This is a genomic window from Nocardioides nitrophenolicus, from assembly GCF_016907515.1.
Lineage (GTDB): Bacteria > Actinomycetota > Actinomycetes > Propionibacteriales > Nocardioidaceae > Nocardioides > Nocardioides nitrophenolicus.
The window spans coordinates 1,428,176-1,444,314 of sequence record NZ_JAFBBY010000001.1 but is presented as its reverse complement, the minus strand read 5'-3'; the positions used below and the strand labels follow the sequence as shown (position 1 = coordinate 1,444,314).

Sequence of the window (16,139 nt, the reverse complement as noted above, 5' to 3'; positions counted from 1 at the left end):
ATGGATGCATTCGTCGTCGGAGCCGTGCGCTCGGCCGTGGGCAAGCGCGGGGGCGCGCTGTCCGCCGTGCACCCGGCCGACCTGGGCGCGGCGGTGCTGCGCGAGCTGGTCCGTCGCACGGCCGTCGACCCGGCGGCGATCGACGACGTGCTCTGGGGCTGTGTCGGCCAGATCGGGCCGCAGGCGTCGAACATCGCGCGCACCACGGTGCTGACCGCGGGTCTGCCCGAGTCGGTCCCCGGCTCGACCATCGACCGCCAGTGCGGCTCGTCCCAGCAGGCCCTGCACTTCGCCGCCCAGGCCGTCATGTCCGGCGTGCAGGACCTGGTCGTCGCCGGCGGCGTCGAGGTGATGAGCCAGGTGCCGATCGCCTCGCCGACCACCCTCGCGCTGCAGCACGACCTGGCGCACCCGCGGGCGGGCGAGGGCTACCGCGAGCGGTACGGCGAGCAGGAGATCTCCCAGTTCCGCGGCGCCGAGCTGATCGCGGAGAAGTGGGGCCTGTCCCGGGAGGCGATGGAGGCGTACGCGCTCGAGAGCCACCGCCGCGCGCTCGCGTCCGCCGCCGCGGGGCAGTTCGACGACGAGATCGTCGAGGTCGCCGGGCTCGGCGCCGACGAGGGGCCGCGGGCTGGCACCACGGCGGAGAAGCTCGCCACGCTGGCCACCCTGCGCGAGGACGGCCGGCTGACGGCGGCCCTGGCGAGCCAGGTCTCCGACGGGGCCGCCGCCCTCCTGGTCGCCTCGGCGGACGCGGTCGAGCGGCACGGCCTGACGCCGATGGCGCGGGTGCACACGATGACGGTGGCCGGCTCCGACCCGGTGCTGATGCTCACCGGGCCGATCCCGGCGACCGAGCAGCTGCTCGCCCGCTCCGGCGTGGCGCTCGACGAGATCGGCTCGTTCGAGGTCAACGAGGCATTCGCCAGCGTCCCGATGGCCTGGCTCGCGGAGACCGGTGCGGACCCGGCCCGCACCAATCCGCAGGGTGGCGCGATCGCCCTCGGTCACCCGCTCGGGGGCACGGGTGCGCGACTCGCCACCACGCTGCTGCACCGGATGCGTCGCGAGGGCCAACGCTACGGCCTGCAGACCATGTGCGAGGGCGGCGGCATGGCGAACGCCACCCTGTTCGAGCTGGTGTGACCGAGCGGGTCCAGGCTGAGACGGGGGCCCGCTCCGAGCAGGTCTCCACGCGGGCCCTGGTCGTCTGCCTGGCCTACGCCGCCCTCACCGGCGGCGTGGTCGCGGGCCTCGGCAACCCGCTCATCTACGAGGTCTCGGTGGCCCGCGACGTACCGGTCGTGGACGCGCAGTGGATGGTGATCGCGACCCTGCTCGCCGGCGCGGTCGGCACGCCGGTGCTGTCCCGGCTGGCCGACGGCCCGGCCCGCAAGCGCGTGCTGATCGGCACCCTGCTCGTGCTCGGGCTGGCCAGCGCGGTGGCGTTGATCCCCACCTTCCCGGCCGTGATCGCGACCCGGTCGGTCCAGGGCCTCGGCTATGCGCTGGTGCCGCTGACCGTCTCCTTGGCGCGGGCGCATCTCGGCGGCGAGGTGCTGACGCGGACCCTGGCCATGCTCTCGCTGAGCGTCTCGCTCGGCGTCGGCCTCGGCAACCCGATGATCGGCCTGCTGGTGGGCGTCGCGGGCTACCGGGCTCCCTTCCTCCTCGTCACCGTCGTCGGCCTCACCGCGGCGTGGCTGGTTGCCCGGACCGTCCCCGCCGCGCCGCGGGGCGATCCCCGGGTCGCCGTGGACCTGCCCGGGGCAGCGCTCCTCGCGCTCGGGCTCGGCGCGCTGCTGCTGGCCGTGGCCCGCGGCGGCGTGTGGGGCTGGACCTCGATCGCCACCGTGCTGGTCGGTGGCGCCGGCGTGGCCCTGCTCGCCGTCTGGGCGCTGGTCGAGCTGCGGGTCACGGCGCCGCTGGTCGACCTGCGGCTGGTCTGCAGCCGCACCCTGCTCGGGGTCAACGTCGTGGCCATGCTGATCGGGATCGGCATGTTCGCCGGCGCCAGCACCGTGATGGTGCTGGTGCAGACCCCCACCGAGCACGGCGTCGGACTGGGCCGGTCGGTGTTCGTGGCGGGCCTGCTGATGCTGCCGATGGCGCTGGTCAGCCTGGTGACGCCACCGGTCGGCCTGTGGGCCGCGCGCCGGATCGGCTACCGGGTGGTCCTCGCCGCCGGTGCGCTGACCACCGCCTGCGCCTTCGGCTACTTCGCCCGCTGGCACGACAGCATCCTCGACATCGTGGTGATGATGGTCGTCATGGGCGTGGGCGTCGGCCTCGCCTACTCGGTGATGCCGGCGGTGGTCGTGGCGGTCACGCCGTACGAGCGGGTCGGGACCGCGATGGGGGTCAACCAGGTGCTCCGCCTCGCCGGCGGCAGCGCGGGGGGTGCGGTCGTCGCCGCGATCCTGGCCGCGCACACCCGACCCGGCGCCCACGACCCGGCGGAGACCGGCTTCGTGCTGGCCGCCGTGTTCGCCAGCGGTGGCGCCCTGGTCGCGGCCCTGGTCGCGCTCCTGCTGCTGCCGCGAGGCACCGGCCGCGGCGCGGGAGACCCGGACGGAGCGGCGGAGGTGACCGTTGACACCCCGGCGACGGCGGCCTAAGTTGAGGATAACCATGATCAAGATATGCACCGTTGAGTGCGGAGGAGCCTGCCGCTGACATGACCGCCCCCACTGTGTCCCCGGTTCAGGACGAGGAGATCGGCGCCTTCTTCGCCGCCGATCCGGCGACGATCGCGTGGCCCTATCCGATGTACGAGCGGTGGCGTGGGGGGACCGGCATCGTGCGCTGGCAGGGCGGCCCGGCGACCGTCGTGACCCGCTACCGCGACGTCAAGGACGTGATGAGCGGGCGCTACCCGATCGGCCAGAACGCCTACCGCTTCGGCGAGCTCGCGGAGGGCACCATCGCCCGGCTGCCGCTGGCGCACCACGAGACGTTCTTCAAGGTCCTCGACTTCGAGAGCCTGTTCATGAGCCGCCAGTCGGCCGAGGCGCACGCGCGGCTGCGCCGGATCGCGGCCCGGGCGTTCACGGCACGCCGCATCGCGCAGCTGCGGGAGTCGATCCAGCATCACGTCGACGAGCTGATCGGCGAGATGGTCGCCGCTCCCGAGGCCGACGTGAAGCGCGATCTCGCCAACAAGCTGCCCGTCCGGGTGATCGTCGACATGCTCGGCGTACCGCAGTCCGACCGTGAGCTGATCTGGGAGTGGTCGGAGGCCGTCGGCCGGCTGTTCTCGCTCGACGAGCGGTCGCTCACCGAGGCGGACCGGGCGATCGACGCCTTCCGCGAGTACGTCGGCCGGACCGTCCACCGGTTCCGGGCGACCGGCGAGGCGCCGGACCTCGCCAAGGCGATGCTGGAGCAGCGGGACAACGAGGCGCTGACCGAGGACGAGCTGGTCGCGATGTACCTGCTCATCCTCTTCGGCGGCAGCGAGACCACGACCAACCTGCTCGGCAACGGCTTCCTCGCGCTCCAGCGGCACCGGGCCCAGTGGGACCTGCTGCGTGAGCGGCCGGACCTGGTGCCGGGGGCGATCGACGAGCTGATCCGCTACGACTCGCCCCACCACTACCTGCCGCGGGTCGCCGACGGCGACTTCGAGATCAACGGGGTGGAGGTGGGCCGCGGCCAGACGGTCATCGTCGTGATGGGCGCGGCGAACCGCGACCCCGAGGTGTTCGCCGATCCGGACCGGCTCGACGTCACGCGGGAGAACAAGAACGAGCACCTGTCCTTCGCGTTCGGTGCCCATTACTGCCTCGGCGCGGCCCTGGCCCGGATCGAGGGCGACGTGGTGTTCTCCACGCTGCTGCGCCGCTTCCCGGACGCGCGGCTCCTCGACGACCGGCCGACGTACGCCGGCAGCGCGATGCTGCGCGCCATCCGCTCGCTCCCGACCGATCTCGGTCGGGACCGGGGCTGAGCGCGGTGGCGGGCTACCGACTCGCCGACCAGGCCCGCCCGACCGGCGAACGGGCCGACCACCCGGCCGTGCTGTACGCCGGCCGGACGCTGAGCTTCCGCGACGTCGACGGGCGCGCGGACCGGTTCGCCGCCGGGCTGCGCCGGGCCGGCGTCGGCGACGGCGACCGGGTCGGCCTGCTGCTGCCCAATGTGCCGGAGTACCTCGAGGCGCTGATCGGGACGGCGCGCGCCGGCGCGGTCGCGGTGCCGCTCAACTGGCGGCTGGCGCCGTCCGAGCTCGCCGGCGTCGTCGCCGACGCGGGCATCCGGCACTTCCTGGTGTCCCCGGCGACCACCGCGCTGCACGACGCGCTGGCCGTCGACGGCGAGCCGTGCCTGGTGCTCCACCTCGGCGACGACTACGAGACCTGGCTCGCCGCGCAGCCGGCGCACGCCGAGCCGGGCTGGGTGCGCGCCCCCGGCCGGACCGTGCTGCAGGTCTACACCTCGGGCACGAGCGGCGCCCCGAAGGGCGTGCTGCTCACCGACGCCAACCTCGGCGCGAAGGTGCCGGCGGTGACGCCGTGGTGGGGCGTGCGCGCCGACAGCCGCACCCTGCTGGCCACGCCGCTCTTCCACGTCGGCGGGCTCAGCTGGGCCCTGGTCGGGCTGCACGCGGGCGCCACGACGGTGCTGACCACCGACACCACGGCCGGCACGCTGATCGAGCACCTGGTCGCCGACCGGATCACCCACACCTTCCTGGTGCCGGCGATGATCCAGCGCCTGTGCGCGGCCGCGACCGACGGGCTCTCCTTCGGCCATCTCGAAGGCGTCATGTTCGGTGCGTCGCCGATCGCCGCGGAGACCCAGCAGGCGGCGTACCGCCTGTTCGGCCCGGTGCTGCGCCAGCTCTACGGGCTCTCCGAGACCACCGGCGCCTTCACCGAGATGCCCGCCCAGCACGACCTGGACCCCAGCGCGCCCCGGTGGCGTTCGGCGGGCCGCGCCTATCCGTGGGTGGAGCTGGAGATCCGCGACCCCGAGAGCGGCCGGCGCCGCGCGCCGGGGGAGTTCGGCGAGGTGTGGACCCGGTCCGCCCAGAACACCCTCGGCTACCACGGGCGGCCCGCGGAGACGGCCGAGCTGCTGACCGGGGACGGCTGGCTGCGCACCGGCGACGGCGGCCACCTCGACGAGGACGGCTACCTGTTCCTCACCGACCGGATCAAGGACCTCATCATCACCGGCGGCGAGAACGTCTACCCGGCCGAGGTCGAGCAGGTGCTGCGCCGCCACCCCGAGGTGGCCGACGTCTCCGTCGTCGGCGTGCCCGACCCGACCTGGGGCGAGGGGGTCGGCGCCGCGGTGGTGCTGCGCCCCGGCAGCGGGCTGGCCCCCGACGAGCTGGTCGCCTGGGCCGCGGCGCACCTGGCCGGCTACAAGCGGCCCCGCCTGGTCCGGGTCCTCGCGGAGCTGCCCCGCAACGCCACCGGCAAGGTGCTGCGCCGCCAGGTGCGCGAGCAGCTCGCCCCCACGCCCGCCCTGACCACCACCCGCTCGCAGGAGGCTCGATGACCGACCCGGTCCGGATACTCGGATTCGTCAACCACATCGCACCGTCGCCCGATATCGAGGAGGCGATCGATCGGGCCTTCGCGTGGGGCGTCGACGTGATCGTCGCCCAGGGCACCGGCAGCGACTGGGGTCCCTACTGGCTCGGCTCGGGTGACCAGCCCTCGGCCAACCAGGCCGCGAACGTCGAGCCCTACGTCCGCGCGGCGCTGCGCCACGGCGTGCCGTTCGTGTTCTCCTTCGGCATCGCCGGCGGCGACCCGCACCTCGACACCTGCCTCGCCGCGTTCGACGAGCTCTGTCGGCGCAACGGCTGGGCGCCGCGGGTCGGCGTGATCCGGTCCGAGATCGCGCCCGAGACACTGAGCGCCGCCGTCACCGACGGCCCGCCGGTGCTCCCGGCAAGCACCGACGCGGGTCTCGCGACCCCGCTGACGGCGGCCGACGTCGCCGAGGCGGAGCGGATCGTCGCGCTGATCGGCCCGGAGCCGGTGATGGCTGCCCTGGACCAGGGCGTCGACGGGGTGATCACCGGTCGCGCGCTGGACATCGGCCTGTTCATGGCGCTGCCGATGCTCCGCGGGCTGCCGACCGCGATCGCCGCGCACGCCGGGAAGATGCTGGAGTGCGGTGGCCTGGCGCTCGAGCCCGGCGACTCGGGACGGTGCATCTGGGCCAGCCTCGACGACACCGGCTTCACCGTGCGCTCGCCCCACGTCGGCGCCGCGCCGTCGGCCCGCAGCCTGGTGTCGCACACCTTCTACGAGCGGTCCCATCCCACCTGGGAGGAGAACCCGGGCGGCGCGCTCGACCTCTCCCGGGCGACGTACGCCGAGCGCGACCGCGGCCATGGCACGGAGGTGCGCTGCGAGGGCGCGGTGTGGCACGAGGCGCCCTACACCGTGCTGATGGAGGGGGCCCGGCGCGAGGGCTTCCGGGCGGTCTCGCTGCTCGGCGTACGGGAGCCGGCACTGCTGGCGCAGGCCCGGTCGTGGACCGACGCGGCGGAGCGCGCGGTCGCCGAGGCGCCCCGCTTCGCCGATGCCGTCCGTGAGGGCCGGCTGCGCCTGCAGACCCGGATCTTCGGGCTGGACGCCGTGCTCGGCGACCTCGAGCCGAACCCGGCGATCACCGGTCACGAGGCCGGTGTCCTGGTCGACGTCGTCGCCGACACCGAGGAGCTCGCCAAGGAGGCGGCGTACTACGCCTTCATCCGGCTCTTCATCGGCCCCTACCCGGGCCGCAAGACGACGGCCGGCAACGCCGCCGCGCCGCTGATGCCGGTCGTGGTCCCGGTCGCCGACGTCTTCTCCTTCAGCATCTACCACCTGCTGCCGCTCGAGGATCCGGTGGCGCCGTTCCCGACCACCGTCGTCACCTTCCCGCGAGCGACGACCCCGATCCGCGAGGAGGTGTCGGCCGATGCAGCTGTATGACGCCGCCACGATCATCCGCAGCAAGAACGCCGGACCGTTCGCGGTCACCGTGGACCTGTTCTTCGACGCCGAGACCTACCCGCTCGCCCGGTCCTCGACCCTGCTGACCCCGGCGGGTGTGGCGGCCGCCTACGGCGTCACCGAGGACCAGGTGAAGGGCGTGTGGTGGGACGACCGCATCCACGCCGCCAAGGTCTCGGTGGTCCGGTGGTCCTCCAGCACCGACCCGTTCTGCGCCGACCTGTTCGGCGCCCACCTGCACACCCCGCTCGCCCAGGCCGAGCTGGTCTGAGCCCTTCGCTCGAGGAGTCCCCATGAAGTTCGGCATCCTGCTCACCTCGGTGTACGACGCGACCACCGACCCACGGGTGCAGCGCGCGGAGCACGAGGAGCTGGTCCGCACCTCCGAGGAGCTCGGCTTCGACACGATGGTCTGCGGCCAGCACTTCCTCGGCTCCGAGCTGCGCTACTTCCAGCCGGTGCCGTGGCTGACCCACATGGGCGGCGTCGCGCCGACCATGCGCACCGCGACCGGCATCGTGCTGCTCTCGATGGTCAACCCGGTCGAGATCGCCGAGCAGATGGCGACCCTCGACGTGTTGACCGACGGGCGTGCGGTGTTCGGCGTCGGGCTCGGCTACAGCCCCCACGAGTTCGCGGCCTTCGGCGTGGAGAAGGGCACCAAGGTGGCCCGCTTCGAGGAGTCGCTGGCGCTGGTCCGCCGGCTCTGGAGCGGCGACACCGTCGACTTCGAGGGCGAGTTCTTCTCGGTGTCGGGCGCCCGTCCGTCGGTGCGCCCGGTCCAGGAGGGCGGCATCCCGGTGTGGATCGGCGGCCAGGCCGCCGGCGCCGTACGCCGGGCCGCGCGCCTGGGCGACGCCTGGTACACGCCGCCGTTCCCCACCCACGACGAGCTGAGGTCCCTGCGCCGGCTGTTCCTCGACACCCGCGCCGAGGCGGGGCTCCCGCTCGACGGCGACTTCCCGGTGCGGCGCGAGCTGCTCATCGCCTCGTCGAAGGAGGCCGGCCTGCAGGCAGCGCTGGAGCGCTACCGGGCGCGCTACGAGACCTACCGGAAGTGGGGTCTCTCCGGTGAGAACACGCCGGTCGGCGACGGCGCGGAGCTGCGCGCCGACATCGAGAACCGCTTCATCCTGGGTTCGGCGGCCGAGTGCGTCGACCAGCTCGGCGCCCTCGGTGAGCAGATCGGCATGACCCACTTCGTCTACAAGCCGCACTGGCCCGGACTCTCGCACCGCGACGCGATGGCGCAGCTGGAGGAGTTCGGCACCAAGGTGCTGCCGGAGCTGGCCTGATGAGGCTGGAGCCGGGCCAGGTCGCCGTCGTCACCGGGGGCGCGAGCGGGATCGGGCGCGGGATCGTGGACGCCCTCGCCGCCCGCGGTCTCACCGTGGTCCTGGTCGACGTCGAGGAGCGGCAGCTCGGCGCCGCGGTCGCCGAGCTGCGCGAGCGCGGCGTCACGGCCGAGGGAGCCCGGGTCGACGTACGCGACGCCGCCGCGATGCTGGCGCTCGCCGACCGGGTGCTCGCCGAGCACGGCCGGGTGGACGTGCTGTGCAACAACGCGGGTGTGATCGCGGCGCGGCGCCCGGTCTGGGAGCACACCGCCGACGACTGGCGCTGGACCGTCGACGTCAACCTGATCGGCGTGGCCAACGGGATCGCGGCCTTCGTCCCGAGCATGGTCGCCGCCGGAGCCGGTCACGTGGTCAACACGTCCAGCATGGCCGGCCTGTGCCCCCTGGACGGCGGCGGGAACGCCGCCTACTCGGCCAGCAAGCACGGCGTCATCGGGCTCTCCGAGACGCTGCGGGCCGACCTCGACGAGGTGGCGCCCGCCGTGGGGGTCACCGTGCTGTGCCCCGGACCGGTGCCCAGCCAGATCCACGACTCCGCACGCAACCGGCCCGCGGAGCTCGCCGACGTCGGTCCGATCGCACCACCGGCGAAGACCACCTCGATGACCGTCCTGGAGCCGGTGCCGGCCGAGGTGGTCGGCGGCCAGGTCGTCGCCGCCGTCGAGTCGAACCGGATGTACCTGCTCACCGACGAGGCGATCGCCCCGCTGGCGCGGGCGCGCATCGACCGCGTGCTCGCCGATCTCTGACCCGCCGTTGCCGTCGCACCGAAGGAGACCCGACCGATGTCACGCATTCCCCCCGCCCCGCCAGAGGCATATGTCCCGCTGTACGGCGCGGACGCCCCGCTCCGCCAGCAGGTCTACGCCAACGCCCCGCACCTGGTGCCGGCGTACCAGACCTGGATGAGCGCGCTGCGGGAGAGCTCCGAGCTCCCGCACCGGCTCCTCGAGCTGCTCCGGCTGCGGGTCGCCTTCCACAACCAGTGCCGCAGCTGCATGGCGATCCGGTACACGAGCGCCGACGACGAGGGCGTGGGGGAGGACCTGGTGTGCTCGCTGGAGCGGCCGATGGAGGCTCCGGACCTCACGGCGGCCGAGAAGGCCGCGCTCGCCTTCGCCGACCGCTTCGCCACCGACCACCTCGCCATCGACGAGGCGATGTTCGACGACCTGCGACTCCACTTCTCCGACCGCGAGATCCTGGACCTCGGCTTCCAGGTCGCCACCTTCGTCGGCTACGGGCGGCTCGCCGCCTCGTTGAACATGGTCGACGACCTGCCGCAGGAGTACGCCGACGTCGAGGCGACGCTGTCGCCGTGGGCGCAGCGGCCGCACTACGTGCTCTGAGGGCTGCGGCCGGACAGCGCGAAGGGGCCGGCGGATCGCCGGCCCCTTCCCCGTCGTCGAGCGCAGTCGGACGGTGCTACTTGGCGGTGATGCCGCCGTCGACCGGGATCGTCACGCCGGTGACGTAGCTGGCCATGTCGCTGGCCAGGAAGAGCGCGACCTGGGCGATCTCCTCGGGCTGCGAGGCCCGGCCGAGGGGGATGGTGGCGAAGAAGGCCGCCTTGCGTCGCTCGATCTCCTCCGGGTCGTCGACGCGGAAGAAGCCGGGCAGGCCGGGGGTCTCCACCGATCCGGGCGCGATCGCGTTGACCCGGATCTTGTCGGCGGCGTGGGCCAGGGCCATCGAGCGGACCAGCGCGATCACGCCACCCTTGGTGAAGGAGTACATCGGGCTGAAGGGCGAGCCGACTAGGCCGGAGGTGGAGCTGGTGAAGATCACCGAGGCGCCGTCCGCGGCCTTGAGCGCGTCCATCAGGTAGCCACTGAGGAAGAAGCTGGCGCGTCCGTTGACCTCCAGGCCGAGGTCCCACTCCTCCTCGGTGAGGTCCAGGCCGGCGGCGCCGGGGATGCCGACGTTGTTGTAGAGCACGTGCAGCCTGCCGTGCTCGGCCGTGACCCGGTCGGCGAGCGCCTTGAGCGCCCTGAGGTCGCGGACGTCCGCCACCTCCGCGACGGCGCTGCCGCCGGCGGCCTCGATGCCGGCGACGGTCTCCTTGGCGGCGGCCCCGTTGAAGTCGACGACGATGACGTGCGCGCCCTCGCGGGCGAAGGCCTCGGCGCCGGCGCGGCCCATGCCGGAGGCACCGGCGGTGATGAGGGCGATCTTGTCCTTGAGCAGCATGACGTGGGTTCTCTTCCTGGGGAGGGTGATCTTCGTGGTCGGTCGGGTCAGGCGAGCGCCGCGGCGCGGTGGGTGGCGGCGAGCTGCTCGGCGAGCGCGTAGGCCTGGCGGGTGGCGAACACCAGGCGGCGTGGTGCGTAGGCGTCACCGAGGATGTGCAGCTCGGGGAGGCTGCCGCGCAGCTCGTCGTAGAGCGTGGACTCCGAGACGCTGCCGCAGGCGAGGACGACGGCGTCGAACTCCCCGAGCGGACGGACCTTCTGGGAGTAGACGTTGCGGGTGGTCACGCTCGGGCCGTCGATCCGCACCACCTCCTCCATGAAGACCATCCGGACGTCGCGGGCGTCGAGGCGGCCGAGGATGCCGCCGATGATGTAGCGGCCGAGCAGCGGCGCCGGCTGGTGGGTCGCGTAGCAGACGGTCACCTCGTGACCGGCCTCGGCGAGGTGGTCGGCGACCGAGAGCGGAGCCACGTGGTCGTCCTGGGCGATCACCAGCACTCGGGAGCCGGGGCCGCCCGGGGCGGCCGCGCCGGCCAGGACGTCGCGACTGTCGAGCACGTGCGGTGCGTCGACGCCGGCGATCGCGGGCCGACGGGCGCGGGCACCGGTCGCGATCGCGACCACGTCGGCCCCGCTGGCCCGCACGTCGTCGGCGCTCACCTCCACGCCCGTCGTGACCGTGACGCCCAGGCCGGCCAGCCGGCGTACCTGCCAGTCGAGATAGGCGGCATAGCCCTCGTGGCGCGGCGCGCGGATGACGTAGCGCAGCTGACCGCCGAGCTCCGGCTCGCGCTCGCGCAGGTCGACCTCGAAGCCGGCCTCGGCGCTCAGCGCGGCGAGCTCCATGCCGGCGGGGCCGCCGCCGACGACCAGCAGGCGGCGCGGCGCGACGCTCGGCCAGGGCACGTCGACCTCGTGGCTGGTGCCGGGGTTGACCGCGCACCCGAACGGCAGGCCCTCGACATAGCGCCGGCTGATGCACTCGTTGCCGCCGACGCACGGGCGGATCTCGTCCTCGCGGCCCTCGCGGGCCTTGACCAGCAGGTCGCCGTCGGCGATGTGGGCGCGGGCCATGCCGACGATGTCGGCGTGCCCCGCCGCGAGGATGTCCTCCGCGACCCGTGGGGAGGTGATCCGGCCGGTGTGCACGACCGGGAGACTCAGCGCGTCCTTGAAGCGCTGCGCGAGCGAGGAGAACCGGCCCGGCTCGAAGTAGGTGGGCTGGATGTAGCTCGGGTTGCCCCAGGGCGAGCCGACCACGCCGTGCACGTAGTCGATCAGGCCGGTGGACTCGAGATACTGCGCGAGCTCCACGCCGCCGTCGACGTCGTAGCCCTCCGGCATCTCCTCGCGGATGTTGAGCCGGATGCCGACCGTCATCGAGCTGCCGACGACGTCGCGGATGGCCCGCAGGCACTCGACCGAGAAGCGGGCACGGGCCTCGAGGGAGCCGCCGTACGCGTCCTCGCGGTGGTTGGTGTAGGCCGAGAGGAACCACTCGTGGAGGTCGTCGTGGTTGAGGTGGAGCTCGACGCCGTCGGCGCGGCCCTCCATCGCGAGCCGGGCCGAGGCGGCGTACTCCGCGACGAAGGCGGCGATGTCGTCGGTGTCCATCACGTGCGGCATCAGGTTGATGACGGGGGCGCTCATCACGGGCGAGGCGCCGTGCGGCATCCCGCCCTGGTGGACCATCTGCACCGTCACGCAGGTGTCCCGGGCGTGCATCGCGTCGGAGAAGGCCTGCACCCGCTCGACGAAGAAGGGCAGCCGGAAGAAGCCGGTCGTCGCGGCGCCGACGCCGGTGGGCTCGAAGCCGGGGATCAGGTGGTTGCGCACGTGCGTGGACAGGCTGCCCACCCAGGCCACGCCCGCCTCGGCCCGCTGCTCGAAGTAGGCGATGTTGCGGCGGGCCTCGTCCTCGGTGCCGTAGATGTTGCCGATCGCGGAGGCATGGGGTGGGAGCATGACCCGGCTGCGGAGGTCCATCGTCCCCACGCGGATGGGCGAGAAGAGATGGGGGTGGCTGGAGCCCGGGTCCGACACAGATCCTCCAATAGATGCGTATGATTATTACTAACGCTCACGGTAGTCGGTGACGGGGGTCACGGCAAGGTCTGCCGGAGCTCCGCACCCGCAGTCGGAGGTCTCGTCGTGATCGATGCCCATGCCCACCTGTGGCGGCTCGGCGACCGGCCGCAGCCCTGGCTCGACCCGGCCACGATGGCGCTCATCCACCGCGACCACGAGTGGCCCGAGCTCGAGGCCGGGCTGGACGCCGCCGGGGTGGCCGAGGCGGTGCTCGTGCAGGTGGTCAACGATCCCGACGAGACGACGGACTTCCTCGACCTCGCCGCGCGCACCGACCGGCTGGCCGGGGTCGTGGGCTGGACCGACCTGCTGGCGCCGGACGTCGGCGACCGCCTCGACGAGCTCGCCGCGCGGGGTCCACTGGTCGGCGTACGGCACCAGGCACAGGCCGAGGCCGACCCCGGCGCCTGGCTGGCCGCCTTCGCCGCCGGTCCCGGACCCCGGGCCCTGGCCGAGCGCGACCTGGCCTGCGACCTGATGCTGCGCCCGGCCCAGCTCGAGCTGTGCGCGGGCGTGGTGGCGTCGTACGACGAGCTGCACTGGGTCCTCGACCACGCGGGCAAGCCGCCCGTCGCCGGCGGCTGGCGTACGCCGGCTGGCCGGGAGTGGGCGCGGCTGGTCGCCCGGCTGGGTGAGCTGCCCCAGCTCCGGGTCAAGCTCTCGGGACTGACCACGATGGCCGACCCGGCGCGCTGGAGCATCGCCGACCTCGAGCCGTGGGTCGACCACCTGCTGGCCGTGTTCGGTCCGGACCGGCTGCTCTTCGGGTCGGACTGGCCGGTGAGCCGTCGCGCGGGGGAGTACGCCCGCACGGTCGACGCCGTGCGGGTCCTGCTCGCTCGGCTCTCGCCGGCCGAGCAGGACCGCATCCTGCGTGGGGTCGCGGTGGAGACCTACCGGCTCAGGCGGTCGGCCGAAGGAGCATGAGGCCCGCACGGTGCGCGATGTGGACCACCTCGTCGCGCTGGTTGAGGCCGATGTGCTCGAAGTAGACGATGCCCGAGTCGGTGCGGCTCTTGGACTCCCGCTTGTCGAGGATGGTGCTCTCGGCCCGCAGGGTGTCGCCGTGGAAGACCGGCTTCGGGAAGTCGAACTTGGTGTAGCCGAGGTTGCCCAGGGTGGTGCCGAGGGTCAGGTCCGGCACGATCATGCCGCCGATGACCCCGGCGGTCCACAGGCTCGGCACCAGGCGCTGGCCGTGGATGGTGCCCTCCATGTAGTGCTGGTCCAGGTGGATCGGCGCGGGGTTCATGGTGATGCCGCAGTAGAGGATCGTGTCGGTCTCGGTGACCGTCCGGGACCACTCGTGCTTGTAGTGCTTGCCGATCTCGAAGTCCTCGAAGTACAGGCCGGCCATGATGTCTCCTTCTGGGTGCGGTGCGTGGGTCGGTGGGGTGGGGGTGCGGGTCACACGCCGCCGTTGAGGTCGGCCAGCTCGTCGACGCGGGCCAGCCACTCCTCCGCCTTGTCGGCGTGGGCCTTGTCGACGTGGATGTCGCCGTACATCACCGCGCCGTCGCCGCGCTTCTCGGCCTCCCGGTAGGTCTCGAGCAGGCCGCGGTAGAAGTCGATCGCCTCGGCGTCGGGTGTGAACACCTCGTTGACCACCGGTACGTGCGTCGGGTGCAGCACCACCTGGCCGCGGAAGCCCATCTTGCGCCCGCGGGTGGTGAACTCGCGCAGTCCGTCGAGGTCGCGGGTCCGCTCCCAGAGCGCGGTGAGCGGGTGCGCGCCGGCCGCCTTCGTCGCGAGCATGATCTTGGTGCGGTGCACCATCGACTCCAGGCCCTCGGGGCTCCACTCGAAGCCCACCGCCTTGGCGATGTCGGCGTGCTCGGCGGTCGGGCCGATCATCGCGCCGACGCGGGGGGACGCGGCGGCGATCTCCTCGCAGTTCTGGATGCCGTGGATGGTCTCGACGGGGATGATGTACTCCAGGCCGCTGACGCCGGCGCGCTGCTCGAAGAAGTCGAGCATGGTGTCGTAGCGCAGCACGTCGACGGCGCTGTTGACCTTCGGCGCGAAGATGCCGGTGACGCCCGGGAGGACGGCGGCCTCGAGGTCGTTGCCGAAGTGCGGCGTCCCGATCGCGTTGACCCGCACGAAGACGCCCATCGCGGGGTGCGAGGCGGCCATCCGCTCGACGCCGGCGGCGACCTGCTCGCGCCCGGCGGGCTTGAGCTCCTCGGGGACGGAGTCCTCGAGGTCGAGGCACACGGCGTCGGCGCCGGCCTCGGCGGCCTTGTCGAGCCAGCTCGCCTTGTGGGCGGGCACGAAGAGCACGGTGCGGTAGGGCTTCACGAGGACTCCTGGGTACGGCGGTCGGTGGCGTGGGCGGGTAGCTCAGTACGAGCGGGGCAGGCCGAGGACGTGCTCACTGAGGTAGTTGAGCACCATCTCCTGGCTGATGGGGGACAGGCGCTTGAGGCGGGCCTCGCGGAAGTAGCGCTCGACGTGGAACTCCTTGCCGTAGCCGAAGCCGCCGTGGGTCTGCAGCGCCCGGTCCGCGGCGAAGAACGCGGCGTCGGCGGCCAGGAACTTCCCCATGTTGGCCTCCTTGCCGCACTCGAAGCCGTGGTCGAGCAGCCAGGCGGCCTTGTCGACCATGAGCTCGGCGGCGTCGAGCCGCATCATCGCCTCTGCGATCGGGTGGGCGATGGCCTGGTTCTGGCCGATCGGGCGCCCGAAGACCTCGCGGTCGTTGGCGTACTCGGTCGCCCGGCGTACGGCGGCGCGGCCGATCCCGAGCGCGGCCTTGGACGCGAGGATCCGCTCGGCGTTGAGGCCGGACAGGATCGCCTTGAAGCCCTTGCCGACCTCGCCCACGACGTCCTCGTCGGCGACGAACAGGTCGTCGATGAACAGCTCGTTGGTGTTCACGGAGTTGCGGCCCAGCTTGGGGATCTCGCGGATCTGCACGTGCGCGGGGTCGAGCTCGGCGAACAGCAGGGTCATCCCGTCGGTGCGCTTGACGCAGTCCTCGCGCTTGGTGGTCCGCACCAGGAGCATCATCCGCTCGGCCTGCTGGGCCTTGGTGATCCAGACCTTCTTGCCCGTCACCCGGAAGCCGCCGTCGACCTTGCGGGCGAAGGTCGAGATGCCGGTCGTGTCGGTGCCCGCGTCCGGCTCGGTCACCGCGAAGGAGATGTGCAGGTCCCCGTTCGGGACGCGGGGGAGGAAGCGTCGCTTCAGGTCCTCCGAGCCGTGCCGGATGATCGGGTCGAGCCCGAAGATGCCGATGTGCACGGCGCTGCAGGCGTTCATGCCGCCGCCGGATGCGGAGATCTCGTGCTCGACGATCGCGGCCTCGGTCACGCCCAGCCCGCCGCCGCCGTACTCCTCGGGGATGGTGATGCCGAGCCAGCCGGCCTGGGCGACCGCGTCGTAGAACTCCCACGGGAAGGCGTGGTCGCGGTCGTGCTCCATCCAGTACTGGTCGTCGAACGGCTTCATCATCTCGCGGACCGCCGAGCGGATGTCCTCATGGAGGGAGTCGGTGCCGAAGTCCACGGGCGTCCTCGTTCCTGGTCTGCCGAGTC

General features: G+C 72.7%; 15 protein-coding genes. 10 read left to right on the top strand and 5 right to left on the bottom strand.

Annotated features, from left to right (window positions below):
- From JOD66_RS07160 to JOD66_RS07120, 9 genes are read left to right on the top strand one after another with little or no spacing between them, the layout of a single operon-like run.
- The gene (locus JOD66_RS07160; protein ID WP_204836208.1) at nt 1-1,146 is read left to right on the top strand and encodes an acetyl-CoA C-acyltransferase; all 1,146 of its coding nucleotides are present in this window, start codon (nt 1-3) and stop codon (nt 1,144-1,146) included.
- Nucleotides 1,143-2,618 (top strand): MFS transporter, encoded by a 1,476-nt coding sequence (locus JOD66_RS07155; RefSeq protein ID WP_204836207.1) that lies wholly within the window; start codon nt 1,143-1,145, stop codon nt 2,616-2,618. The genes JOD66_RS07160 and JOD66_RS07155 overlap by 4 nt, the downstream gene beginning before the upstream one ends.
- A gap of 59 nt (nt 2,619-2,677) precedes the next feature.
- Nucleotides 2,678-3,949, top strand: coding sequence for a cytochrome P450 (locus tag JOD66_RS07150; RefSeq protein WP_204836206.1), 1,272 nt, complete (start codon nt 2,678-2,680; stop codon nt 3,947-3,949).
- A gap of 5 nt (nt 3,950-3,954) precedes the next feature.
- Nucleotides 3,955-5,508, top strand: a complete 1,554-nt coding sequence (locus tag JOD66_RS07145) for a class I adenylate-forming enzyme family protein (RefSeq protein ID WP_204836205.1) — start codon at nt 3,955-3,957, stop codon at nt 5,506-5,508.
- Nucleotides 5,505-6,941, top strand: coding sequence for an acyclic terpene utilization AtuA family protein (locus JOD66_RS07140; RefSeq protein ID WP_204836204.1), 1,437 nt, complete (start codon nt 5,505-5,507; stop codon nt 6,939-6,941). Before JOD66_RS07145 ends, JOD66_RS07140 begins: the two co-directional genes overlap by 4 nt.
- On the top strand, nt 6,928-7,233 hold the full coding sequence (locus tag JOD66_RS07135) for a DUF4387 family protein (protein ID WP_204836203.1): 306 nt from the start codon (nt 6,928-6,930) through the stop codon (nt 7,231-7,233). Before JOD66_RS07140 ends, JOD66_RS07135 begins: the two co-directional genes overlap by 14 nt.
- Nucleotides 7,234-7,255: 22 nt before the next feature.
- On the top strand, nt 7,256-8,257 hold the full coding sequence (locus JOD66_RS07130; RefSeq protein ID WP_204836202.1) for an LLM class flavin-dependent oxidoreductase: 1,002 nt from the start codon (nt 7,256-7,258) through the stop codon (nt 8,255-8,257).
- On the top strand, nt 8,257-9,069 hold the full coding sequence (locus JOD66_RS07125; RefSeq protein ID WP_204836201.1) for an SDR family NAD(P)-dependent oxidoreductase: 813 nt from the start codon (nt 8,257-8,259) through the stop codon (nt 9,067-9,069). Before JOD66_RS07130 ends, JOD66_RS07125 begins: the two co-directional genes overlap by 1 nt.
- Before the next feature lie 36 nt (nt 9,070-9,105).
- Nucleotides 9,106-9,669 (top strand): carboxymuconolactone decarboxylase family protein, encoded by a 564-nt coding sequence (locus JOD66_RS07120; protein WP_204836200.1) that lies wholly within the window; start codon nt 9,106-9,108, stop codon nt 9,667-9,669.
- Nucleotides 9,670-9,745: 76 nt separating this feature from the next.
- Here the strand turns inward: JOD66_RS07120 and JOD66_RS07115 are convergent, their stop codons facing one another.
- Both JOD66_RS07115 and JOD66_RS29400 read right to left on the bottom strand, forming a co-directional pair.
- On the bottom strand, nt 9,746-10,510 hold the full coding sequence (locus JOD66_RS07115; protein WP_204836199.1) for an SDR family NAD(P)-dependent oxidoreductase: 765 nt from the start codon (nt 10,508-10,510) through the stop codon (nt 9,746-9,748).
- A 47-nt stretch (nt 10,511-10,557) separates the two neighbouring features.
- The gene (locus JOD66_RS29400) at nt 10,558-12,555 is read right to left on the bottom strand and encodes an oxidoreductase (protein ID WP_307823363.1); all 1,998 of its coding nucleotides are present in this window, start codon (nt 12,553-12,555) and stop codon (nt 10,558-10,560) included.
- A gap of 108 nt (nt 12,556-12,663) precedes the next feature.
- Here JOD66_RS29400 and JOD66_RS07105 point away from each other — a divergent pair, with 108 nt between their 5' ends.
- Nucleotides 12,664-13,527, top strand: coding sequence for an amidohydrolase family protein (locus JOD66_RS07105; RefSeq protein WP_204836197.1), 864 nt, complete (start codon nt 12,664-12,666; stop codon nt 13,525-13,527).
- Here JOD66_RS07105 and JOD66_RS07100 read toward each other — a convergent pair.
- The 3 genes from JOD66_RS07100 to JOD66_RS07090 are packed head-to-tail and all read right to left on the bottom strand — an operon-like array spanning nt 13,502 to nt 16,110.
- Nucleotides 13,502-13,957, bottom strand: a complete 456-nt coding sequence (locus JOD66_RS07100; RefSeq protein ID WP_204836196.1) for a MaoC family dehydratase — start codon at nt 13,955-13,957, stop codon at nt 13,502-13,504. The two genes, JOD66_RS07105 and JOD66_RS07100, sit on opposite strands and share 26 nt — an antisense overlap.
- Nucleotides 13,958-14,007: 50 nt before the next feature.
- On the bottom strand, nt 14,008-14,901 hold the full coding sequence (locus JOD66_RS07095) for an HpcH/HpaI aldolase/citrate lyase family protein (RefSeq protein ID WP_204836195.1): 894 nt from the start codon (nt 14,899-14,901) through the stop codon (nt 14,008-14,010).
- Nucleotides 14,902-14,943: 42 nt separating this feature from the next.
- A complete protein-coding gene (locus JOD66_RS07090) occupies nt 14,944-16,110 on the bottom strand; it encodes an acyl-CoA dehydrogenase family protein (RefSeq protein WP_204836194.1) in 1,167 nt (388 codons plus the stop codon).
- Nucleotides 16,111-16,139: the final 29 nt, after the last annotated feature.